This is a genomic window from Psychrobacter sp. Sarcosine-3u-12, from assembly GCF_002836005.1.
Classification (GTDB): domain Bacteria; phylum Pseudomonadota; class Gammaproteobacteria; order Pseudomonadales; family Moraxellaceae; genus Psychrobacter; species Psychrobacter okhotskensis.
This window is the reverse complement of record NZ_PJBY01000067.1, coordinates 1-23,940: the sequence shown is the minus strand read 5'-3', so window position 1 is coordinate 23,940 and position 23,940 is coordinate 1. Positions and strand designations below refer to the sequence as shown.

At 44.5% G+C, this 23,940-nt stretch carries 25 protein-coding genes; 15 read left to right on the top strand and 10 right to left on the bottom strand.

Features of this window, described 5'->3' with window-relative positions:
- Positions 1-174: 174 nt before the first annotated feature.
- Positions 175-2,259, bottom strand: a complete 2,085-nt coding sequence (gene dxs, locus CXF65_RS01300) for a 1-deoxy-D-xylulose-5-phosphate synthase (RefSeq protein WP_101210749.1) — start codon at positions 2,257-2,259, stop codon at positions 175-177.
- 524 nt (positions 2,260-2,783) lie between these two features.
- Here dxs and ribA point away from each other — a divergent pair.
- The 3 genes from ribA (at position 2,784) to CXF65_RS01285 (ending at position 5,313) form a co-directional block, all read left to right on the top strand.
- The gene (gene ribA, locus CXF65_RS01295) at positions 2,784-3,455 is read left to right on the top strand and encodes a GTP cyclohydrolase II (protein ID WP_025651754.1); all 672 of its coding nucleotides are present in this window, start codon (positions 2,784-2,786) and stop codon (positions 3,453-3,455) included.
- A gap of 8 nt (positions 3,456-3,463) precedes the next feature.
- On the top strand, positions 3,464-4,468 hold the full coding sequence (hemF, locus tag CXF65_RS01290) for an oxygen-dependent coproporphyrinogen oxidase (protein WP_101210748.1): 1,005 nt from the start codon (positions 3,464-3,466) through the stop codon (positions 4,466-4,468).
- A gap of 374 nt (positions 4,469-4,842) precedes the next feature.
- Positions 4,843-5,313, top strand: coding sequence for a c-type cytochrome (locus tag CXF65_RS01285; protein WP_101210747.1), 471 nt, complete (start codon positions 4,843-4,845; stop codon positions 5,311-5,313).
- 96 nt (positions 5,314-5,409) lie between these two features.
- Here CXF65_RS01285 and CXF65_RS01280 read toward each other — a convergent pair whose 3' ends face one another.
- The 3 genes from CXF65_RS01280 to CXF65_RS01270 all read right to left on the bottom strand — a co-directional run bounded on the left by CXF65_RS01280 (position 5,410) and on the right by CXF65_RS01270 (position 7,924).
- Positions 5,410-6,366: a mechanosensitive ion channel family protein gene (locus tag CXF65_RS01280; protein ID WP_101210746.1), complete on the bottom strand. Its 957-nt coding sequence runs from the start codon at positions 6,364-6,366 to the stop codon at positions 5,410-5,412.
- 77 nt (positions 6,367-6,443) lie between these two features.
- Complete coding sequence (gene gloA / locus CXF65_RS01275) at positions 6,444-6,890, bottom strand: lactoylglutathione lyase (protein WP_413772490.1); 447 nt, start codon at positions 6,888-6,890, stop codon at positions 6,444-6,446.
- 395 nt (positions 6,891-7,285) lie between these two features.
- Complete coding sequence (locus CXF65_RS01270; RefSeq protein ID WP_025651940.1) at positions 7,286-7,924, bottom strand: carbonic anhydrase; 639 nt, start codon at positions 7,922-7,924, stop codon at positions 7,286-7,288.
- A gap of 736 nt (positions 7,925-8,660) precedes the next feature.
- On the opposite strand from CXF65_RS01270, the gene potA reads away from it, so the two are divergent.
- From potA to CXF65_RS01240, 6 genes are all read left to right on the top strand, one after another.
- Positions 8,661-9,929 (top strand): spermidine/putrescine ABC transporter ATP-binding protein PotA, encoded by a 1,269-nt coding sequence (gene potA, locus CXF65_RS01265; RefSeq protein ID WP_051395110.1) that lies wholly within the window; start codon positions 8,661-8,663, stop codon positions 9,927-9,929.
- Positions 9,929-10,816, top strand: a complete 888-nt coding sequence (gene potB / locus CXF65_RS01260) for a spermidine/putrescine ABC transporter permease PotB (RefSeq protein WP_101210744.1) — start codon at positions 9,929-9,931, stop codon at positions 10,814-10,816. The genes potA and potB overlap by 1 nt, the downstream gene beginning before the upstream one ends.
- Complete coding sequence (potC, locus tag CXF65_RS01255; protein ID WP_101210743.1) at positions 10,816-11,643, top strand: spermidine/putrescine ABC transporter permease PotC; 828 nt, start codon at positions 10,816-10,818, stop codon at positions 11,641-11,643. The genes potB and potC overlap by 1 nt, the downstream gene beginning before the upstream one ends.
- 100 nt (positions 11,644-11,743) lie before the next feature.
- Positions 11,744-12,634, top strand: a complete 891-nt coding sequence (locus CXF65_RS01250) for a LysR family transcriptional regulator (RefSeq protein ID WP_101210742.1) — start codon at positions 11,744-11,746, stop codon at positions 12,632-12,634.
- Between the two features lie 563 nt (positions 12,635-13,197).
- Positions 13,198-13,949 (top strand): IS5 family transposase gene (locus CXF65_RS01245; RefSeq protein WP_145990073.1). Its coding sequence is split into 2 segments (ribosomal slippage): positions 13,198-13,426 and positions 13,426-13,949, totalling 753 coding nucleotides; the frame shifts between segments, so codons are not numbered across the junction.
- A 96-nt stretch (positions 13,950-14,045) separates the two neighbouring features.
- Positions 14,046-14,345: a hypothetical protein gene (locus tag CXF65_RS01240; protein ID WP_101210741.1), complete on the top strand. Its 300-nt coding sequence runs from the start codon at positions 14,046-14,048 to the stop codon at positions 14,343-14,345.
- Positions 14,346-14,488: 143 nt separating this feature from the next.
- Here the strand turns inward: CXF65_RS01240 and crcB are convergent, their stop codons facing one another.
- From crcB to CXF65_RS01220, 4 genes are all read right to left on the bottom strand, one after another.
- Entirely contained in the window at positions 14,489-14,860 is a 372-nt protein-coding gene (gene crcB, locus CXF65_RS01235; RefSeq protein WP_101210740.1) for a fluoride efflux transporter CrcB, read from the bottom strand.
- A gap of 55 nt (positions 14,861-14,915) precedes the next feature.
- Positions 14,916-15,974 carry a tRNA (adenosine(37)-N6)-threonylcarbamoyltransferase complex transferase subunit TsaD gene (gene tsaD / locus CXF65_RS01230; RefSeq protein ID WP_101210770.1) on the bottom strand — a complete coding sequence of 353 codons (1,059 nt, stop codon included), beginning with the start codon at positions 15,972-15,974 and terminating at the stop codon, positions 14,916-14,918.
- Positions 15,975-16,111: 137 nt separating this feature from the next.
- Entirely contained in the window at positions 16,112-16,621 is a 510-nt protein-coding gene (locus tag CXF65_RS01225; protein WP_025651932.1) for a c-type cytochrome, read from the bottom strand.
- A gap of 84 nt (positions 16,622-16,705) precedes the next feature.
- On the bottom strand, positions 16,706-17,104 hold the full coding sequence (locus CXF65_RS01220) for a hypothetical protein (protein WP_227523173.1): 399 nt from the start codon (positions 17,102-17,104) through the stop codon (positions 16,706-16,708).
- A 405-nt stretch (positions 17,105-17,509) separates the two neighbouring features.
- On the opposite strand from CXF65_RS01220, the gene rpsU reads away from it, so the two are divergent.
- Complete coding sequence (rpsU, locus tag CXF65_RS01215) at positions 17,510-17,725, top strand: 30S ribosomal protein S21 (protein WP_025651930.1); 216 nt, start codon at positions 17,510-17,512, stop codon at positions 17,723-17,725.
- Positions 17,726-17,911: 186 nt separating this feature from the next.
- Positions 17,912-18,361 (top strand): GatB/YqeY domain-containing protein, encoded by a 450-nt coding sequence (locus tag CXF65_RS01210; RefSeq protein ID WP_101210738.1) that lies wholly within the window; start codon positions 17,912-17,914, stop codon positions 18,359-18,361.
- Positions 18,362-18,450: 89 nt separating this feature from the next.
- Here the strand turns inward: CXF65_RS01210 and CXF65_RS01205 are convergent, their stop codons facing one another.
- Entirely contained in the window at positions 18,451-20,139 is a 1,689-nt protein-coding gene (locus tag CXF65_RS01205) for a M48 family metalloprotease (protein ID WP_227523172.1), read from the bottom strand.
- A 416-nt stretch (positions 20,140-20,555) separates the two neighbouring features.
- Here CXF65_RS01205 and CXF65_RS01200 point away from each other — a divergent pair, with 416 nt between their 5' ends.
- From CXF65_RS01200 to thiS, 4 genes are all read left to right on the top strand, one after another.
- Positions 20,556-21,047: a sulfurtransferase TusA family protein gene (locus CXF65_RS01200; protein WP_025651927.1), complete on the top strand. Its 492-nt coding sequence runs from the start codon at positions 20,556-20,558 to the stop codon at positions 21,045-21,047.
- A 241-nt stretch (positions 21,048-21,288) separates the two neighbouring features.
- Positions 21,289-22,152: an RNA polymerase sigma factor RpoH gene (gene rpoH / locus CXF65_RS01195; RefSeq protein WP_198015432.1), complete on the top strand. Its 864-nt coding sequence runs from the start codon at positions 21,289-21,291 to the stop codon at positions 22,150-22,152.
- A gap of 62 nt (positions 22,153-22,214) precedes the next feature.
- Complete coding sequence (locus CXF65_RS01190) at positions 22,215-22,589, top strand: DUF423 domain-containing protein (protein WP_101210736.1); 375 nt, start codon at positions 22,215-22,217, stop codon at positions 22,587-22,589.
- Positions 22,590-22,689: 100 nt separating this feature from the next.
- Positions 22,690-22,890, top strand: coding sequence for a sulfur carrier protein ThiS (gene thiS, locus CXF65_RS01185; RefSeq protein ID WP_025651924.1), 201 nt, complete (start codon positions 22,690-22,692; stop codon positions 22,888-22,890).
- Positions 22,891-23,298: 408 nt separating this feature from the next.
- Here thiS and hpf read toward each other — a convergent pair whose 3' ends face one another.
- Positions 23,299-23,679: a ribosome hibernation-promoting factor, HPF/YfiA family gene (hpf, locus tag CXF65_RS01180; RefSeq protein ID WP_025651923.1), complete on the bottom strand. Its 381-nt coding sequence runs from the start codon at positions 23,677-23,679 to the stop codon at positions 23,299-23,301.
- Positions 23,680-23,940: the final 261 nt, after the last annotated feature.

Here is a 23,940-nt window from a genome sequence, read left to right as displayed (position 1 = left end):
CTAAGCCAACCACTATTTTAATGGTCGTCACAAACTGCGCAAGTTGTAAAAAAGTCAGCACCCACGGCTAAGCAGGCGTTATATCTGTTGGTTATATGATTATCTTTTTTCGATCTTTATAATTAAAACAGTAACCTTTAAAGCTTTTTATAAATCCATTTCCGCGATATAAAATTACGACAATAACGTTTGCAGTTGACTGACCACACCATCAGCGTCTAAACCACAGTCAGCCCATTGCTCGACTTGAGAGCCGTGGGCGATAAAGCGATCAGAGATGCCAATATTAGAGACAGCTGGACGATTGGCTTTAAAAGCAGCAGATTCGTTCAGCAAATACTCATTGACCGCACTACCCGCGCCGCCCATTATCATATGTTCTTCTAAAGTGGCTATATGACTAATACCTTGCTCAATTAAGGTTTCGAGCAATTGAGTATCTAACGGTTTTACCCAGCGCATATTGACGACATGTATCTGACAGTCTGATTCTATATTATCATTAATAAGACTTTCTGCCGCTTGCTGAGCCGTCGCAACCATCGTACCAAATGCCAATAATGCCAGTTTTTTAGGGGCATCAGCACTACCTAATACCGACTCTACCACTGCCTCGCCGATGTTGTAAGTTTGCGCTGGCTGAGTAATAGTAGCCCCAGTACCGACGCCGCGTGGATAGCGTACGGCTGTACATCCTTGGTACTCATAACAAGTATTAAGCAAATGGTAGCATTCATTTTCATCTTTTGGCGCGGCAACCAGTATATTGGGCACGCAGCGTAAAAAGGCAAAATCAAACACGCCAGCATGAGTAGCGCCGTCTTCACCGACCAGACCCGCGCGATCGATAGCAAACGTCACATCGAGGTCTTGCAAAGCGACATCATGAATTAGCTGATCGTAACCACGCTGCAAGAATGTCGAATAAATCGCGACAATAGGTTTAACGCCTTGGGTCGCCATACCAGCGGCCAGCGTTACGGCGTGTTGCTCAGCGATAGCGACATCGAAAAAGCGCTCGGGGAAATGACGAGCAAAGTCGATCATCCCCGAGCCTTCTTCCATTGCTGGAGTAATTGCCAGTAACTTATCGTCTGCCGCTGCTTTGTCACATAGAAACTGACCAAATACTTGTGAGTACTTTAAGGCAGGCCTAGTTTTTGGACGGTTAGTTTCTGGAATATCAGCTTTTTGAGTATTGGTTGCTGCAGCTTTATGTTCTGTAGGTTTCACTTCATCAGGCAATTTACTGATAGCATGGTAGCCGACTGGATCTAATTCTGCTGGCGCAAAGCCCTTACCTTTAGTGGTATAAATATGGACTAAGACCGGACCCTTTACTTGCTTGGCAAGCGACAATACTCGTAACAGCTCGGGGATATTATGACCATCAAAGGGGCCAAAATAGGTAAAGCCAATCGCTTTAAATAGATTGTCTTCTAACTGCGGCACTTCACGCTGCTCTGTATGGCGTTTGCGGCGGTCAAAGGCCTGCATATCAGGACGGTGACACAGCACAGGCTCGCCAGTATCAGAGATATCAACTTGATAGCCTGACTCCCATAGCATCGCTAAATGCCGGGAAAAGCCACCGATAGAGCAGGATATCGACATATCGTTGTCATTTAAAATAACGAGCAGATCGGCATCTTGTTGCACGGCGTCATTCATGGCTTCAAACGCCATGCCGCCGGTCATAGCACCATCACCAATAATACAAGCCACGGTTTGCGCGCGACCTTGGTAACGCAGCGCTAGACTCATGCCAAGACCAGCTGAGATAGAGGTCGATGAATGCCCAACACCAAAGGTATCGTAAGTCGACTCAGCCCGCTCAGGGAAAGCCGTCAAACCGTCTTTGGAGCGAATCGTTCCGAGCTTATCGCGGCGACCTGTCAGAACTTTGTGCGCATAGGCTTGGTGACCGACGTCCCAAACAATCTGATCTTGCGGCGCATCTAAGAGATAATGCAGCGCAATCGTCAGCTCAACCACCCCTAAATTGGCACCAAAATGTCCACCACTCTGACCGGCTGAATACAGCAAAAAAAGCCGCAGTTCATCAGCCAAGGTTATCAGCTGCGCGGTAGTGAGTGCTTTTAGGTCAGTAGGCGTATTGATCGCATCAAGTAGCGGCGTTTGGGGACGCGCACGCGGAATCACTGCATACGTCTGTTGCAGACTGGATAGCTTAGCAGCAGACTCAATGGCTGACGCGGATACTGACTGAGACTGTGGGGAATGAGGTGACTGCTGCATAAACCGTACGATACCTACCAATCTGCTGACAAGGGTCTATTTAAAATATTACTATGACTATAAATAACTGAGTGACGTTAATAATAGCAATAATCACGACACCATTATGGATGTCATTGACTATATTGATATCGTTAACTATAAAATTACTGCTAGCAACTATATAATCACGCATAGCAATAAATACGCCGCCATAATAGACGACGATAGTCTTAACGCTGTGACATCAACCGTTGCTATTATGCCTTATTGCCTGGCATCAATATCAGCCGTTAGTGACGACATAGTAATGTAAGGGCAAAGACTTGTCACTGTATCCGTTAAAATAGTATGGCATAATAGCATTTTTTTTTAATTGTCGCTTTAATCATCGTGCGTCGTCTGTGAACTTTGTGTGTTTTTATAATAAGCACAATAAACACACTGCCTTCACGAACCGGTTATACTGATAACACCTTAACCATAATAATATGGCTATGTCAGAATCCGCTACCGCCTCGATGATCGGCTCATGTAGGACATTAATGTCATATCAATTTATTACCAGTGCCACATTACCGACTCGTCACGGCGAGTTTGATATTCATATATTTGAAAATGATGACGGTCAAGAGCATGTAATGCTGACTGTCGGTCTGTCTGTGGTCGATCAACAGACAGAGGCCGCGGGCTTGCAGCAAAAGGATGACGCGCTAGCAGAACGACCTATTCCCTTAGTGCGCATCCACTCTGAATGCTTGACAGGCGATGCTTTTAGCTCACTAAAATGCGACTGTGGCCCTCAGCTCAATACCGCGATGCAAGCGATACAAGAGACTGGGTGCGGCGCTATTTTATACCTGCGCCAAGAGGGTCGCGGCATTGGGCTGACCAACAAGATTCGTGCCTATGCCCTGCAAGATCAAGGGCATGATACCCTAGATGCCAATCTGATGTTAGGCTTGCCTGCTGACGCGCGCGTTTATGATATGTGCAGCCCGATGCTCGCCCATGTGGGCGTTGATGCGGTGAGACTCATTACCAACAACCCAGACAAGGTCGCTTACTTGACTGGCCATGGTATCAACGTCGTGGAGCGCGTACCATTGGTCGTCGGCGTCAACGACATGAATGCAGACTATCTGGCTACCAAGCGTGATCGCATGGGTCATCTACTCGACAAAGATTTCAATACCGCCCTACACCTGAATAAATAGATATTTTTATGAGTACTTCAAATAGTGATAATTCTCCAAATCTGTCAGCAGCAGATTCAACGACCCCAACCAAAAATGACATCATGCGTGTGCGTGAATTTTTGGTCGATTTACAAGCGCGTATCTGTCAAGCCTTAGAAGCACAAGAGCGTGACGGCAGCAGCAACACTAAACCCGCTACCTTTGTGCCTGATGACTGGGAGCGCCCCGAGGGCGGCGGTGGACGTTCATGCGTGCTGGCAGATGGCGAGGTGATTGAAAAAGCAGGGGTCATGTTTAGCCATATTCATGTCCATAACTTGCCCGCCTCCGCCACCGCGCGTCACCCCGATATTGCAGGTCGCAAAGCACAAGCGATGGGCGTGTCGCTGGTAGTGCATCCCAAAAACCCCAATGTCCCTACTAGCCACGCCAATGTACGCTTGTTCGTCGCCGAAGCCGAGGGCGAAGACCCCATTTGGTGGTTTGGCGGTGGCTTTGATTTGACACCTTTTTATCCAGTACTAGCGGACTGTGTCCATTGGCATCAAGTCTGTCATGACCTCTGTGCGCCCTTTGGCGATACTGTCTATCCTGACTTTAAGCAATGGTGCGATGAGTATTTTCATTTGCGTCATCGTGATGAGCAACGCGGTATCGGCGGGCTGTTTTATGATGATGTCAATACGGAGAGTCGCGGCTGGGACTTTGACACCTGCTTCAACTTCATGCAGGCGGTCGGCAACGGTTATCTTGACGGTATATTGCCCATTTTTGAGGCACGTAAAGAGACGCCCTATACCGAAGCGCAGCGTGAATTCCAGCTCTATCGTCGTGGCCGCTATGTCGAATATAACCTTGTATATGATCGAGGCACGCTATTTGGACTACAAAGCAACGGACGCATTGAATCTATCTTAGTCAGTATGCCGCCACTGGCCAGCTGGCATTACCGCTTTGAACCTGCCGCAGGAACGCCTGAGTTTGAGCTGACTGACTTTTATTTAAAACCTCGTGAATGGTTGACTTTATAGTCCTTGTTGGCATAATAATAAACAAGTGTCTCAGTTTATAAAAAGTGACGCCACTTTAATAAGGTCAGCTTATAGAGCTGGCCTTTATTCTGTAAGCCCTACTCAGCTTTTATAATTGTCTACAATCCTATCAATAGTAGCTATTTTGACAGTACTGCTATATATAGTGATATATATAGTGAAACGGCATTTTATTTAAGATCAGTATTTGAGGCCAGCATTTGCAGGCCACTCTATAGTTGCTCCAATTTAAAAGAGGTACAAGGCAACTGAGTGCCGATATATATGCAATACTTCAAGCGAGGTTAACGCTGTAACTTTTTTAAATTGGAGCAACTATAATACTATTAATAACATTTAAAGGAGTAATATACATGGCAAAGGTTCAAGCCCACCACTCATTGAAATCTATCTTCGGCATCACTCTAATGGCAGCAGCTCTAGGTTTGACCGCTTGTAGCAGTCCCGCTGACCCTGATATCAAAGCCCGCCAAGACAGTATGAAAAGCTGGGGCGATGCGACAGGTATCATGGGTGATATGGTTAAAGCCCCAGATACTTTCGATGCTGAGGTCTTCAAAGAACAAGCTGCTTTCTTAGCAGAAGATGCGAGTAAGCCTTGGAGTCATTTTGAAAACCAAGAAGCCGTTGGTAATGCCACTGACGCCGTCTGGAGCAATGTTGAGGAGTTCCGCGCTGAAGCAGATAACTTCCAAAAAGTCACTGCTGATCTAAATACAGTCGCGCAGACAGCCACGACAGTGGAAGATATACAACCAGCCTTTAAAGAAGTTGGCGCCAGCTGTAAGTCATGCCACACTGATTTTAGAGCCAAAAAAGACTAAACCACTGGTTATGACGTTATAAGCAGACTGCTAAAAAGCCGCCCTATGATAGGGCGGCTTTTTATTAAGTTGGCTCAGTATTACAGACTGTACCTCTTATTGATTGACACGTTCCTGCTCATTGAGTTTATTTACAATCGCTTTTACAGAAGGATCACTCAAATCGATCGTACGTATGGGGAAAGGAATATTCACCCCTGCCGCATCTAAGGCATTCTTAATCTCTACGATTACTTGGTGAATAGAGGCGACTTTATTCGCTTGTGTGCCATCTTCGATGAACCAACGCACCATTAAATCGATTGAGGAGCCACCAAAACCTGTCGCAATCACGCTTGGATTGGCTTTAGTAGAGACACTATCCACTTTATCCAGCGCCCGTAAAATTTCAGCCTTTGCTGCTTCGATATCATCTTCGTAACCAATACCAACGGCGACTTGTAGACGGCGCTGCTTATAGGCGGTATTCACAGTCAATGCTGAGGTATACAAATCCGAGTTTGGAATAACCACTTGCCGACCGTCATAAGTCTTGATGGTGGTCGCACGGATTTTGATGTCTTCAACCGTCCCTTCATACTCGCCTGAAACAATCTGATCGCCAATACGAAATGGCTCTGAGATAAGTAGTAAAATACCAGATAGTAAGTTTTGAAAAATATCCTTAAAAGCAAAACCAATGGCGACCGAACCAATACCGAGCGCACCAATAAGCTTGGCAGGTGTAAATCCTGGTACGGCAATGACCATGGCAATCATAAAACCAATAAAGATAATCAGTGCACCGCCTACCCGCTGAAACACTTTAACTAAGTTTTGATGACGACTGCGGCTACCTAATAATTTATAAACGATTTTTTTGAAGACAATCGATAAAAACCAAAAAATCAGGATAACGATGAGCGAAGCCACAAAATACGGTATACGCTCAACAAAGCCAATCAGTATTCCATTCGCTGAATCGATGATGCTTTGATACGTCAACGCATCTGTCGTTGTCGATCCAGCAACTGTCTCACTACTTACTGCGGTTTCTGCCTCAGAGGTAGGCATTCAGGTGTCACTCCTTTGATTTGTTAACTTTTTAATTCAATGATACACAATCGTTGTTATTTGTCAGGTCCTAAAAACTAGCCCATCAAATCGGCTTGTACGATCTCAATCCAATAGCCGTCAACGTCTTTGATAAAGGCGATGTTTTTCATGCTGCCATCTTCGGGACGTTTTTTGAATTCGACATTATTTTTATCAAACCAAGCCACCGCTTCATCTAGGTTCGGGACGCTAAAGCAGATATGTCCAAAACCTTGTGGCTCACTATTACCATCATGATAGCTAAAGTCAGATTTAGTCTCGGTACCATAATTATGGGTCAACTCTAAAATACCGCGCTGACGGAAGGCAAAGATTTCTAAATCTTCACCGGCGGGTAAATTCTCACGCTCGCTGTCAGTCAGCTTGGCTAAGAAATATAAATCAAATTCCATCTCAGGGAACTTTTTTACTGCCAGTAGCGTCATACCGAGCACGCCAGTATAAAACTCCAATGATTTAACAGGGTCTTTTACCCGTAGCATGGTGTGGTTAAAGGTAAAGCCTGAAGTCTGTGCAGAGATGGGCTGAATGCCAGCGGTATTTACACTGCTAGCTGGCTGCGCTATCGTTGCTTCATTATTATTGGTTGAATTGGACGCTGACGTAGACATAGTTATCCTAATAGTTGACAAGTTATGGAAGTTAAAAATCAGCAAATCACGCTATTTGTGATTTGCTTAACTCTCTCATCATAATAAAAAATGGCAGGACTAATGATAGGATTTTGTAAGAACTTATAATCTATACAGTCAATCTATATGGATAGTTATATTCAATTATTAAACACAAGCGCGCTAGCCTCACCCAAAATAAAGGTAAGGCTAGCGCTATTTTATTGATAATATTGACAATAGAATAGCCATTAACTTTATAACGACTAACTATCTAAAAACCGTACCTTCCCTGTTTCTAAATCATACTCTGCGCCAACGACCAATAACTGACCACTGTTGGTCAAGTCTTCTAGCGCCCGCGAACCATGCTTAAGCTGGCTGACCGACATGCGCACGTTGGCACTTATTGAGCGATTGACCAATTCATCAGCATCGACATCTTGCCCATTGGCAGTAGCAAGCTCATGTAAGTTATAAACGCTTGGGCGGATACGATCGACGATTGACTGTAAATTGGGCGAGTAATTTTGCTCAGGGTTGATCAGTGCATCGACACAAGCAGTGACGGCGCCGCAATGCGAATGTCCCAAGACCACGACCAACTTTGTACCGAACTTTTCGGCGGCAAATTCTACTGAACCGATTTGCGAAGGCGCAACCACGTTACCTGCTACCCGAATCACAAACAAATCACCCAAGCCTTGATCAAATACAATTTCGACCGGTACTCGGGCATCGGAGCAACCCAAAATGATGGCTAACGGGTCTTGATTACTCACCAGTTCTGGTCGTCTTTGCATCATTGGATCAGTGTTGGTGAGGCTATCCATGTAGCGCGTATTGCCTTCTTTTAGCAGTTCGAGCGCTTCTTGACCTGTTTTTGGGCGGATATCAGTAGGCATAAGGGTTCCTTGATTATAAAATGATTAGAATAATAAATCTCTTTTTTTGACCATGGCTTGGCTAAGCGTTTTGCCCGACATATCAGGCTTCCTGTATTTCTTAACCACAAAATTATTGTATAGGAATAAAGGGAGAAAAATCATAAAAAAATTGCTTTTAATCTCGTTATTTAAAGATGGTCATGGCTGGTAAAGCGGCAGTCAGTCACATTAAAATAACCAATAATAAGCCTGTGACACTAGGGTCTGTTGAACATTCAAATGTGGAACTGGCAGTGGCTATTTTTTAGACAATACGCAGTGAAATTTTTGACGCCTAGTCATTCTAGGTTAGATAATTTCGCCATGTATTGGCAAAAAATAGCTCTGCCCTAAAAGGCTGATGCTCAAATCACCCCAAACGTTGTTGTAAACCTAGCTAAGGTCTCGACATTATCGTCGGTTTACGCCTGATTTGATAAAAGGTTTGGGACGATTTTAGCGATCAGCAGTCCTAATATTTGAATGTTCAACAGACCCTAAGAATGCTAAGAAGAAAGCAAAGGTTATCAGAACGAATTTTTGGCCCATAATAAAATGGTATGGCGAACTTATAACGAACTTGCACTGATTTATATCAAGGGTTTGTTATAATACGCAGCAACCAGACCACGCTTACGCTCAGGCCAGTCATCGAAATTGCAGCGATTTTATTTGGTCGCGGCCCCAGTCTATCGAGCGCTTAGGAAACTATATTATGAATGACTCATCTATGAACACACATAGAACTTCTATGCCGCCGAACGCCGATAAGGTGCTGCTACAACTGACTGGTCTAAAAAAAACCTACGATCAAACCGAAGTGCTAAAGGACATCAATCTCGATATCAAGCATGGTGAGTTTTTGACACTGCTTGGGCCATCAGGCTGTGGCAAAACGACGTTGCTGCGCTTGATTGCTGGTTTTGAGCAACCAAACGCTGGGGCGATTTATCTAGATGGTGTACAGATGGCAGGCTTGTCAGCCGATAAGCGTCCGGTCAATACCGTGTTTCAACAGTACGCCTTATTTCCGCATATGACCGTTGCGCAAAATGTTGCTTATGGTCTTAAACTTAAAAAAATTCCTAAAGACGAGATTCAAACGCGGGTGCGTGAGATGCTGGCCATGGTGCAGTTAGAGCATTTGGCCAATCGCAAACCGCAAGATTTATCCGGTGGTCAGCAGCAGCGTGTGGCGATCGCACGGGCGGTGATTAATCGTCCTAAACTATTATTACTTGATGAACCGCTGTCGGCGCTCGACCACAAGCTGCGTTTGCAAATGCAGTCTGAGCTCAAACGCTTGCAGCGCGAACTGGGCATCACCTTTGTCTTCGTCACTCATGACCAAGAAGAAGCGCTGTCAATGTCAGACCGTATCGCGGTGATGAAAGATGGCAGATTCCAGCAGATTGGCACGCCTATTGAGATTTATGAAACCCCCGCCAATTTATTTACCGCCAAATTCATCGGTGAGACCAATTTATTCAGAGCAGAAGTCAAAGGCGTCTACGCTGACCAGCCAGATCGTGATGGACAAGTCAGCAATGGGCGTATCGAAGTCGAAGTATGTGAATCGCAAGCGCAAGACGGACCGACGACATTACGTAATTTGCGTCGTCCGGACTTTGCTAATGATGTGCAAGTGGGCGATATCGTAAACTTACTGCTGCGCCCTGAAGATTTACGGATTTATGATCCCAATGATAACGCCCACGCTGGATTACTGGGCCGCGTCATCGAGAGTAATTATAAAGGTAGCACCTTAGACTCGATTATTGAACTCGCAAACGGTCATATTATTAAAGCCTCTGAATTCTTTGATGAAGATGACCCAAGTTTTGATTACAAGTTAAATGAAGCGGTCAAGGTCTCATGGGTGGATGGCTGGGAATGGGTGCTACCAGATGACGATTCAATCGACCAGTCAACCGCCAATTCGAGCGAACATCAAGGCATGTCTGTGCAAAAGGATGTCAGCTAATGGCAGCTAATAGCCGTTTCAATTTGGGCAACAAAAGTCCTTTTCGGACCGCAACGCTATGGCTGATCTGGGGCTGGTTGCTTATTTTTGCGTTATTGCCAAATATATTGGTCATCGCTGTCAGCTTTCTGACTCGCGATAGCAGCGCTTTTATTAGCTTGCCTGTCAGTATCGACAGCTATGTACGCATGATTGATCCGCTGTATTTTGAGGTATTTGTCCATTCGTTATGGATGGCAGGTATCACCACGGTCATCTGCTTGCTGCTCGGTTATCCTTTTGCTTGGCTGGTCTCTAAAGCCAATGTACGTTGGCAGCCGCTATTGATGATGATGCTCATCCTGCCGTTTTGGACGAACTCTCTAGTACGTACTTATGCCCTCAAACTGCTGTTTGCCAATAATGGCTTGATTAATAAATTGCTGCTAACGATAGGCGTGATTGATAGCCCTATCGATATTTTATACACGCAGGGCGCGGTCATAGCAGGACTGACCTATTTATTATTTCCTTTTATGGTATTACCGTTATATGCGGTCTTTACTGACTTGCGCAATGACATGCTACTGGCCTCGCAGGATCTGGGTGCTTCGAAAACGCAGACATTTTGGCATGTGGTACTACCATTGACCACACCTGGGATTATCTCAGGGGTGCTTTTAGTCTTATTACCCGCGATGGGCATGTTCTATGTGGCCGATATTTTGGGCGGCTCCCGTAACTTGTTGGTTGGTAATATTATCAAAAATCAATTTTTGGATGCGCGTGATTGGCCGTTTGGCGCAGCTGCCAGCGTATTATTGACCCTAGCGATGGCCGTACTATTACTCGCTTATCGTGCCAGTAGTCGCCGCATCGGCAAGACCGACTTTAATGAGGTGGCTTAATGTCTAATAACTCATTAAAGAACTCACCCGTGAAGAACAAGCGTCACATCAAGAAACCTAGCATCGGCAGCATAGCGGCTAAAGGCTATCTCGGACTGATTTATGCTTTGCTATATCTGCCCATTATTGTCCTAGTGGTGATGTCATTTAACAAGTCAAAAATTGGCTATAACTGGGGCGGGTTTAGCTTAAAGTGGTATGAATCGCTATTTAATAACCAAGCGATGCTCGATGCATTTTGGCACTCTATTGTATTGGGATTGGTGGCAGCCACTGTCTCGACTTTGATAGGCACGCTCACTGCATTAGCCTTACATCGTTATAACTTTCGCGGTAAAGGCTTATTAAATGGACTGTTATTTGTCCTGATGATGTCGCCTGAGATTGTATTGGCTATCTCATTATTGGCGCTGTTCTTGCTGATTGGTCTACAGCTAGGTTTTGTCTCACTACTATTGGCACACATTACTTTTTGCTTACCCTTTGTCGTCATTACTGTCTTTGCACGCTTAAGCAGCTTGGATGAGCGCTTGATGGAAGCTGCAAGAGATTTAGGCGCTAACGAATCAACGATGGTACGTACCGTGCTTATTCCCGTCATTCTGCCAGCGGTCATGGCAGGTTGGCTACTCGCCTTTACTTTATCGCTAGATGACGTAGTGGTTTCCACTTTTGTCACTGGCCCCAGCTATGAGATTTTACCGCTACGTATTTATTCCATGGTACGAGTAGGACTCAAGCCAGAAGTTAATGCTATTGGTACACTATTATTAGTCGCTTCTTTAATATTGGTCATTATCTCACAGCTACTGTTACGCAAGCGCTAGCTGTTCATGGCTCATTAATCATTAATCATACGCTATGAATGAAAGTCAGCAACATATGTACTATAATGAATTTTTCTCAACTTAGTAGGCGGGCTGTCTTATGCTAGAGCTTCGTCATCTCAATACGTTAACTGCATTACGAGCGCATGGTTCACTTGCTGCGGCTGCCGATGAGCTGCATGTGACAGCTTCTGCGGTCTCACATCAGCTAAAAGAGCTAGAGAATTATTACGATATTAGCTTGGTCAACCGTCGCACGCGTCCGCTGACTTTTACACCAGCGGGCAAGACTGTGCTGGCATTGGCAGATAGCATCATGCCGCAAGTTACCCGTACCAAATCCAATCTAAAGCGCTTAGCGCATGGTCAGGCAGGCAGATTGCGTCTGGCTTCTGAATGTCATAGCTGCTTTGATTGGCTGATGCCGATACTCAATCATTACCGTCGTGAATGGTCGGATGTTGAGCTGGACTTTGCAACGGGTTTTGAACCTGAGCCACATCATTTATTGATGGAAGGTGATATCGATTTATTAATTACCACCAGTGACTTATCAATAGAGGGTATCAGCTATCAGCCCCTATTCGAGTATGAAAGTCGCTTGGTACTTTCACCAACGCATGACTTAGCAGCGCAAGATTTTATTGAACCAAATGATTTGACTGAAGAAACCTTAATTGCTTATCCGGTGGAAGCCAAGCGTCTCGATATCATTGCCAATTTTATGACGCCAGCGCAGGTCAGTTTTGATAGTATTCGTACGACAGAGTTGACGGCGATGCTGATTCAGCTGGTCGCTAGTGAACGCGGTGTGGCAGCATTACCTGATTGGGTGGTCTCTGAATATGAGAAAAAGGGCTGGGTCGTCTCGCGACCGCTGGGTGATGGTGTGCATTGCCAGCTGTATGCAGCGACACGCACATCGAGCCAAGATACCGCTTATATGCAAGGGTTTGCGAGTTTGCTACAAGGAATAGTAAAGCCGGTTTAATATTTCGCTATTTACTAAATTATTCCAGTTAAGAAATATCGTCCGCTCTCTTACGTTATGACGAGCATTATGGTAAATGACGGTTCCCTAGTGAAGACTCGAAACTTAGGCTGTAGGCTAATGGTATCAACGTTTTAACTCGCTGAAATAGTCACAGTGTACTTCATGGTGTACTTACCATACATATTCTATCTTTGGTAAGTGTGCTATATAGGGCTTATACTCAATACGTCTATCCCAGCTACTCACACTGGAATATGGCAAATTAACAATACATTTAACAAGCTGCTACTTGGAAAAATCAGTAAATGAACTTAAGTTTTCGTGATTTATCTACCCTTGGAAAGCTATACATTGTTTTTTTAACCTTTATGGTCGTAGTAGGTACTATCTACATACTTATTGTGATAAATGTAGATAGAAAGTCTGACAAATATCCGATTAATGAATCAAGTATCTATAGCAGCGAAGGCGTTTTAACACTAGGGCGTGTCCCTAATCTGTAAAAGTAAGTATAAAGGCTTTAAAATAAAGAGACTATTTCAAACAGGGCTCTCTAAATTATGGCAAGAACAGTGCTCACCGATAATACATGGGAACAACTCCAAAGTACCATGAAGGCTCATGGCTGTCATACTTGGAAAAACGACAAACAAGTCATGGAAGCCATATTGTGGAAACTTCGTACAGGCGCGCCATGGCGTGATATACCGAGTGAGCTATGTCCATGGAAAACGGCCTACAACCGTTTTAATAGGTTGTCAAAAAAGGGGTTGTGGGAACAATTTTTTTTGACCTACGAGCAAGTATTGATGAAGAATGGGTATTCGCAGACGGAAGCTATATCCGCTGTCATCAGCATTCAAGCGGCGCAAGACGAGGAGAGCTTCGAGCTACTGGAAAGTCACGAGGTGGAACCACTACCAAGATTCATCTCGCCGTCGATTCGCATGGAAACCCGATTGATTTTAAAATCACTGGGGGTGACGTCCACGACAGCCAAGCGGTAGATGATATTATAGAGATGCTAACGGATGCGACCTACTTTATTGCTGATAAAGCTTATGATTCTGAAACCATTAGAACTAGGCTAAAGCAAGATAACATAAGCCCTGTCATCCCTAAAAGAAAAAATGCTAAACAACCAGATGTAGCGTTTGATCATTATTTATATAAACTACGACACTTAGTTGAAAACACGTTTGCAAGGCTAAAGCACTTCCGTAGTATTGCGACTAGATACGAGAAATTGGCTCGTAATTATAAGTCTATGCTGTATCTAGCTTGTACTATGATTCATTGCAAACTGAATTAGGGACACGCCCTAAGAGAAACCTATAATAATGAGTATTGGCTAAAACTAAATAGCAATGGAAGCGACACGATTATCAATTGTTATTTAGGTGCGCGAATGCCTAATGGAAATGGCGGTTGTCGCATACCTTCTGAAAAGATAACTCTCATTCAAGGTAAGGAAGTTACTGTTCATTGGTATAAAATCCCCAAATTATATTGGTACCACAACCCTTATAAGCAACTCATAAGTATTAGCGCTGATGATGAAATTATTTATCAGATACACAAAGGTAAGAATCAACTTCTCGTAAATATTGGTGATGCCTACATAATGCTCATGTTATTTATAGGAAATATCTTAATGTTTTTCGTCATTAGATATTTTATCAAATCCAATTTTGGTGAGTTTAAATAACTTAAACTAGGAAGTTTTTATAGCCTATACCCTAAGGGAACCACCTAAAAGGTGCCAAAAACCAATTAATAGATCACTTAAAATAGACTGCAATAAAAGAACTACTCAAATCAGACCATTAAACGAGTAATATCTATCAAAGCTTACAAAATCATCTTAAATAAATAAAAACCCAGTGCCGTTGCCAGTAAAGTCAGTCCTACATGCAGACCGACCAAAATCAACCCTGATAACAGGCGGCCATCATTTATTAAAGCAAAGGTCTCAGCACTAAAGGTACTAAAAGTAGTCAGTCCGCCTAAAAAACCAGTCACAACGAATAGCCTGACATTGGGCGATAGGTCACTACCTATACGCCCAAACCATACCAGCGCTATGCCTATTAATAGCCCGCCTAAGATATTGGCACCCAGTGTGCCCAAAGGAATCCAGCTGTGTTGCGGATTAAAACGCCCAAGCCATGCACGCAAGCATGCACCAATTGCTGCTCCTAAACCGATGGCGAGCCACTGCATAGATCATCCTTAGGTTTAATAAAGGTTAACGAATAGCGTATTGAGAAAGTCACCTTTAAACTGCTGGTAGCTCTGTCATCGGCCAGCGCGGCACGCAGCTCACCGCCAAATCATCTGATTGACCCGCTTGCAGGCGCTCGTAACCGGCATAAGCAATCATCGCACCATTGTCCGTACATAACGCTGGCGGTGCGTAATGGACGGTCGCATTTATTTTAGCCAACTCAGCTTCTAACGTTTCACGTAAATGGCTATTAGCACTTACACCGCCCGCGATGACTAAGCGGCTCATCTCTGCTTGCTTGAGTGCTTTGACGCATTTTTTTACCAGCGTATCGACCACGGCATGTTGAAAACTGGCGGCGATATCAGCGCGTACTTGCGGATCACTCTCAGCACCATTGCCTGAACCCCCTGAGCATGGAGTGTCTTTGATAAGGTTGTGTACGGCTGTTTTCATACCACTAAAAGAGAAGTCTAAACCACGATGTAACATCGGACGTGGTAGCGAATAAGCGTCTGGGTTGCCAGTTTCGGCAAGTTTAGCGATATTGGGACCCCCAGGATAAGGCAAGCCTAGCATTTTAGCGGCTTTGTCGAAGCACTCACCTGCAGCATCATCGATCGATTCACCCAATATTTCATATTGCCCGATGCCATGAGCAGCGATAAGCAAGGTATGACCGCCTGACACCAGTAACGACACAAACGGAAAGGCAGGTGGATTTGCACCCATCAGCGGTGCTAACAGATGTCCTTCCATATGGTGAATACCAATCGCTGGAATATCTAAGCCATACGCCAAGCTGCGCCCAAATAATGCACCCGTCATCAACGCGCCAATCAGTCCTGGGCCTTTGGTATATGCAATAGCATCAATCTCGCTTTTTTTAATATCACACTGCTCTAGCAACTCATTGAGCAAAGGTACCAGCTTACGAATATGATCACGACTGGCAAGCTCAGGCACGACACCACCATAGAGTGCATGCAGCTCTATTTGTGAATACAGCACTTGCCCGACCAATCCTTGATTGTCGCTATTGATTTGCTCACTATCAAAAATCGCCAGTCCCGTCTCATCACAAGACGTCTCTAAACCCAATACTTTCATACTCTTGCCTTCATATAGTCTTTTGCAGCGTTTTCGTCTTATGCCATTAAAAACGTGCATAAAAAAACCGCCATTGTCAGTCACAATGACGGTCAGTTTAACAAATTTCAATAGCGAATATATGGCAATACGCCCCATCAGCTCACAGACGCCAACATATAATCAACCGCAGCATGCACTTGTGCTTCAGTGACGCCATTGATCGCTTGCGCGGGCATCTTATTAAAACCTTTGGCAGAATGGCTATACAGCGTCTCTTTGTCTTTAGTAATGCGCGCACTCCACGCAGCGGTATCGCCATATTTTGGCGCTTCTAACAACCCTTGTGCGTGACACATTTTGCACTGCGCCTCATAAAGCTTGGCCCCAGCGTCCGCAGCCAGTACTTCAGGTTCGGCTTCGGCTACTGGCTCTTCTATCGCTTCACTGACCTCGCTCTCTACGGCAGGCTCGGGCGTCACCACTTCAGGCTCAGCGACCGGCGGTGCTGGCTCGACAGCGACGGCGTCAGCTGATTCGCTGACCGCAGCTGGTTCTTCAGCCGTTGTATTGTCACCACTACACGCACTAAGCGCCAGTAACGCGCTAATACTGAACACCGACAATGTCCATTTACCAAAACTCATACGCGGTTGCTTATTACTCATGATCATACCTCTATATAAGGGTTCATCTTAGCGGCTGTCATTACAGCGCATAAAATCCGTCACGGCCTTGCACATTGAGCGCTATTAATTGGCAGTTGCTTCAGCGTCAGTCGTTGCGGTATCCGCTACGGGCGTGGCGGCACTAGTATCAGTAGCTGCTGTATCCGTACTAGTACTAGTCATAGTCGCATCGGCACTGTCAGCCATATCCGTATCAGCACCCGCTTCAGCAGTGGTAGCGCCGTCAACTGCCGTACCGTCCGCTGCCATATCTGTCGCTGGCATCGGTGCGGTTTCTGGAAAATCCATCTCTTCAGCTTCAGGTCCATTGGCAAGAGCAAGCTTGGCGGCCTCATCTACCCGATCAACGGCTTTTACTTCATGCGACCCACCTTCTTTATCACTGCTACAAGCACTCACGCTAAATCCAAGAGCGACCAACAATGCGGTGCTTAAAGCCGTATTTAGTACTGTTTTTTTCATTCCAACATCCTCAATAAAATGCCCAAAAATCATTAGTGTGTCACTGACTATATAGAAATTATCATAGCATAAAGACAAGACAAACCGTTATAGACAGTAGGGATTTTTTGTTGGATTATCTGTGACGGATTTAACCAAATATAAACAAGATAAGTAAACCCAAAAACTTCCTAATAGGTTGTAAAAAATGCGCTAGCCCAAATATTTTTCAATTACTCATACTGAGAGATAAATGCATGAAAACCATTGACTTTATTCGCATTTATTATTAAAATACTCGCCCTTGTGCTATAGTACAAGATTATCCTAGTTTGAGTTGATGCCTGTAATCTTGAGATATTACGGCTAAATACTAATACACAACCAAACTAATGCCTTTATATCTCATCCTCATAAGGAGTCTTCATGCCTGCAGTTAAGGTTAAAGAAAACGAACCAGTTGATATCGCAATCCGCCGCTTTAAGCGCGCTTGTGAAAAAGCCGGTGTATTATCTGACGTGCGTAAACGTGAATTTTATGAAAAACCAACGCAAGAGCGCAAGCGCAAAAAAGCAGCTGCGGTAAAGCGTTATAAGAAAAAATTACAACGCGAAACTATTCGTACCACTCGTATGTACTAATCGATAATACGATTAGTTAAGTACAAGCGCTACATTAACGCCACTGTTATCAATCGATATCAGTGGCGTTTTTTATGCTACAATTTTTATTATTGCGGTCGATACTGCCGATAATAGCGTCTTTCATTAAAAAGACCGCTTTCGCAGACTGCCTATCGACAAACTTACCTTATAAGGATAATAACAGTGAGCGACCTTAAACAAACCCTATCAGACAATATTAAAACCTCTATGAAAGCCCGTGAGCTTGAACGCGTCAAGGTATTGCGTAACGTGCACTCCGTTATCAAGCAAATTGAAATTGATCGTCAAATAGAGCTTGATGATGCAGGCGTGTTAGAAATTTTGCAAAAGCAGCTAAAACAACGTCAAGAGTCACTTGGCATTTTTACCGAAAATGGCCGTGACGACTTGGCAACCAAAGAGCAGTTCGAAATTGATATCATCAATGAGTTCATGCCCAAGCAGATGAATAATGATGAGCTTGCTGCTCTGGTAAATGCCGAAATTGCCACGCAAGGTGCTACCTCTATGCGTGACATGGGCAGTGTGATGGGCGTATTAAAAAATAAAACCGCAGGTCGTGCGGATCCAGCGCTCATCTCTAAGCTGGTAAAAGACGCGTTGCAAGGTTGATAGCTTTGTAATAAACACCATTGTTTAATATCAATGCCTAGGGCGTGTGCTAATTTTAAAAATGGTGATTCAAAGATACACATAACCGCCTAAGGCTTAAAGTCTTTGGCGGTTTTTACGTCTTTAATTTCTGCATTTATGCTCGCTAATAGCGGACGTGCACTACTTGCTTGCCCCGTCGTTTGCATACGTTCAGCCAACTGTTTGGCCTGTGTTAAGGAAGTAAGTGCACGCTCGTAACGTCCATTCCAGAGCTGGTCATGGCTGCGATAACGTAGCGCATTAATGGTAGCAATATTTTTAAGTTGCGCAGAATCAGTGGTTTTAGCGATTTTTTCATTGGCCAGTTGTAGGCTTTGCCAAGCGTAGCGATCGGCTGGCTGCTGCTGGGTCAGAGGTTTTAACAAAGCTTGTGCCTTGGTCGGCTCATTACTATTGGTCAACGCCTCAGCCAAATACAACCGCAAATCACGGCGCTCAGGATACAGACGCTGCTGACGCTCTAATACCTCGGCGGCTTGCTGCCACTTGCCTTGCTCGCTCAGAATTTGGCTGTGGGTAATCGACAACAAGGGCTCTAACACCTGCCGCCGCGCCACTGGTAACGCAACAAGTTCCGCCAATATCTCATTGGCGTCAGTAAAGCGTTGTTGCTCGCTATACCAAGTCATCAGTGACAGTTTGGCCCCTAAGCTGTTTTTGGCGGCTGCCGTCAAGGTGGTCTCAGACGCATGCTTACCGGTACTTTGTACACGCCAATAAAGCAGATCGAACAGCGCTTGATGACGCTGTTGCTGGCTTAATGACATGGTTGGATACTGCTGCGCACGACTTTGCGATTCACTCAAGCGCTCATTGCTCAAGGGATGTGAACGTACAAAACTGGGTAAAAACCGATTGGCTGTCTGATTCAGCTGGCTTTGTTGATTCATCGTCGCAAAAAAGCTGGGCATCGCCCGTGGGTCATATCCAGCTTGGGTCATGATTTGCATCCCTACCCGATCAGCCTCACGCTCATTATTGCGACTAAACGCCATGCTGCTATTCATCGTCGCCGTTTGGCTGCCCATCATCACTGCCGCTGCCGCATCACCATCGACCGCTGATGCGGCAATCGCGGCCAGCATGCCACCTATTTGCATCAGCATGGCTTTTTTACGTTCATCAACGCCGCTTTCGTAATGGCGTTGGCTAATATGCGCGACTTCATGAGCGACGACGCTGGCCAGCTCATCCATACTACTCGCAGCCAGTATCGTCCCTGTATTGATGCCGATGACGCCGCCTGGCGCGGCAAACGCATTGATACTGGGATTGTCGATAATGACCACGCCCAAGGGTGCTTGCTGACGCGCTTGCGCATTGAGCCGCCACGTCATCTCCTTGACCGTTTCTTGCACCCAAGGATCGTGCTCCATTTTGACACGACCATTGATATTTTGTAGCGACCATTCGCCAAGTAGCTTATTTTGATATTGCTCCGCAAAGCTCAGCCCTTGCCCGCGTAAGTTAGGTAAATCGAGCGCTTCTGAAGCTGGGTCTTGCCACGAGTCATAGGCAAATGGCGCAGCGGTACTTTCGCTACTATTGGCGACAGTTGCCATTGTCAATAAGGCAGCTGATACGACAATTTTTATGGCATGGGGCATGAGCAAACGACCCGTTTTTTGCTTGGGTGTAGACGATATCATTTTTGGTGCGCCCTTAACGGTGAAACACTGATTCGATGTATTGATGTCTTTATTACCAAATAGCGACTGTCTATTAGAGTGATACAAATGCGCATCCTATCTGATTGATAACAACGTAATTTTGACTATACGAGCTTGTTTATACAAGGTCAATTACAGTCTGTACTTAACTACCAATAACTTGACTGAGCGTCACGATTGTGCAACATAACCATGTAATTATTAGAGCTGAATTTCAGCCTGTTTATTGCTAGCAATCTGCACAGATCACCATGAAAAGACACCTTGCTTAGTTATTCTAGTGAGCCAAACATTACGATGACTATATTCAACTGCAACTACATAGCGGCAATTTGCTATAATGATGCACGGTAGAGAGACTTTGCCATTATTGTTTTTTAATTAATGGCTCAAATCTATTGATAAGTTAATATTAATAATAATAGGCTATTGAATTCTCTATAGTTGTAAACGCCAGTTTTAATGTTTTAAGGGTAGGTTTTATGTCCGCTGACAGTCAGTTAATCACCGTAACAGGCTCTTATTCTGTCTGTTTGCCAGCCAGTTTGTCTGATACGCAGCAGCATGTTATTCGCCAATTATTAGATTTATTGTCTGCCTCTTATGAGGGTGATACTGAGTTGAGTGCTACGATCGACTCAAAGCAGCTACCCCTTATTATAAAGAACTTGGTAGACGGACGTGGACTTGCCTGCCCGATGCCATTGTTAAAAACCAAAGTAGCATTACGTGAGGTGGCAGCGGGCGAGTCGTTATATGTGGTGGCCACTGACCCTAACTCGCAAGCGGATATCACCGCTTTTTGTCAACAAAGCCAACAGGCTGGAACGACTCCTAGCTTAAAATTGATGGTTAACGAAGTCACCAATAAAGACATTAAGCCAGTTATCAACGAAGCGCTGGCTGATGGCATATCATCCCAGCATTGCGATACAATATATCACTTCATCATTACCAAAACTGATAGCAACTAAGCGTCGCTATCCTTTACAATTACAACAATAAAGATTTTTATCTGACTGTTTGTTTATCTATTTAACCAAGGTCAAGAATATGGCTACTACTGCTAATGATGCTGCGAAAACACGTAAAAGAGATGGCGCAGCGCCTGAAAAAAACGAAGCGCGCGATGCAGCTCTAAAAGCTGCTGCTGCGCGTCCACCTTATGATGCGAGTGCATTTGAAGATACGAGTACGCGTGACTTAGTGCCAGCGATGCCGACGCATCTATCAGCGCCTGGGGTCAATCTGGGCGCGTATATCAATACAGTGCACCAAATCCCTATTTTAACCCCAACGCAAGAGCAAGAGCTTGCCCATCGCTATTATGATGAAGGCGACGTGGAAGCCGCACGCTTACTCGTTATGTCGCATTTGCGCTTTGTAATTCACATCGCACGCAGTTACTCAGGCTATGGTTTACCACAAGCGGATCTCATTCAAGAAGGCAACTTGGGGTTAATGAAAGCGGTCAAGCGTTTTGATCCAAATAAAGGCGTGCGTTTGGTCTCTTTTGCGGTGCATTGGATTAAAGCGGAAATTCACGAATTTGTGATTCGTAACTGGCGCATTGTCAAAGTCGCGACCACCAAGGCGCATCGTAAGTTGTTCTTTAACTTACGCAGTCTCAAAAAGACCAATAATCAGCTAACATTAGAAGAAGCAGATGCCATTGCCAATGACTTAAATGTCACTCGTAAGCAAGTGCTTGAGATGGAATCGCGTCTCACCTCTTATGATGCTTCGTTTGAAGCGCAATCTAGCGATGATGATGACGGTCGTTATGCGCCGCAGCTGTTTTTAGAAGATGGTATCGATCCTGCTGAGATGGTAGAAGAATCGGATTGGGAAGAGAACAACTCATCAGCACTGATTGCGGCGATGGATACCCTCGATGATCGTTCACGCGATATCGTTGAGCAGCGCTGGCTGTCTGAGCAAAAATCTACCTTGCACGAATTGGCAGCGGTTTACTCTATCTCGGCTGAGCGTGTACGCCAAATCGAAAAAAATGCTATGGATAAAATTCGTGATGCTATGACCATCGATAGTGTCATTTTGCCCGATGACATTCAATAAGGCGGGCGCAAACATTCTATTCTGCACTATTGATAGGCTTGGCTAATGATAAGAGTTTGGGCATGGTAAATTGGATAGCTATTGCAGCGATTAATATGGCCGTCGCCGTTGCTTTAGGCGCGTTTGGGGCTCATGGTCTCAAAAGCATGGTTAATACTCAGCATCTTGAATGGTGGCACACGGCAACGCTCTATTGGTTTGTCCATGCCCTTGGTTTGTTGCTCGTTGGCATCCTTATTCGCCTGAACTATACGACTCAGACGAGCGCATGGTTGCTACAGGTTGGCGTGATTATATTTGCTGGTAGCTTGTATGCAATGACCTTGGGCGCGCCGCGTTGGTTTGGCGCAATCACGCCTATTGGAGGTGTCTTAATGATTGTAGGTTGGCTATGGCTGGCTGTTTCGGCGTTTCGCTTGAGCAAGGTAGTTGTTTGACGTACACAGTTATTAACAGCCGCGAAAAAGATAGATAACAATGATGTCACTGAACGATATGGCGAAAAAAGGAATTTTAACCAATTAAGGAGTACATTTTATGAGTACCATTAGTGTTAATGGTAAACACCTACAGACCACCCATCAAACCGTGCAATTGGTCATCAATGAGCTAGGACTTAGCGAAGGTCGCTATGCGGTCGAGGTCGATGGAGATCTAATCCCAAAGAGCGAACTTGGTCAGCTACGTATCGTAGAAGGGATGAATATTGAGGTGGTACAAGCAGTTGGTGGCGGCTAGCGGTTGATTCGTTAGTCGTTTTAATATAGTCACTTGAAGATAGTCACTTGAAGATAGTCACTTGAAGATAGTCACCTCGAAAAAACTAGTAGCTAAGACAAACTGAACCTTATTAATTACACTATCTTTTGCGTTAAAGAATGACGATATGATAGCCAATAAAAAGACCTCAACGTTACATACGTTTGAGGTCTTTTTATTGCTTATTACGTCATTACTCAATCGATGGGCTATTTATATTATTTATTCATATAGTCGATTCAATTTAAAAGTAGTACAAGGCAACCGAGTGTAGATGTATATGTGATACTTCAAGCGAGGTTAACGCTGTAATACTTTTATAGTGGAATGACTATACTATTTATGGGTTTATTAGCCACTATATATTGAGCGTCAATCATAATAAAACTAAACGGCTGGCGCTACATCAGCGGTAGTAAGGTCTTCATAGCGTCCATCACGCCCTGCACCCTGAGTTTTTTTACGCTCTTGACGGGTTTTGTATTTACGCACTTGTCTATCAAGCTTGTCTGCCATCTCATTAATGGCTTTATACATATCATCCTCAAGTGCTTGGACAAACATTTCTTGACCTGAGACTCGCATAATCGCTTCGGCTTTATGGCTTTTTTTACCACCATCACTTGCGCCGCTATTGTCTAGCGATAAGATCACTTTAATACTTTGTATCTGATCGAAGTGACGCTCTACTTTTTCAAGTTTTTCGCGAACTGCTTTGTCCATCGCATCGGTAACACTGATATGGTGACCACTGATAGAAACATTCATATTATTGTCCTTTTATTTATGACTTACAATCAACAGATGAGATAGCATTCCTGCCTTTATCATCTTGCCTTACCAACGACCGCTACAAAATTTTCGGTAAAAACTGACGTATTATTGTATTGCCAATTTAGTATCGCCAATTTTTTACCAAAATAAAAATCTGCTTCGTTTTGATCCTTGGTATGACTCTAATTTGTCACGAAAGCAGGTTAGTAGCAAGACAGTAAATTGTAATTAAATGTAATAAAAACTGTTGTTTCT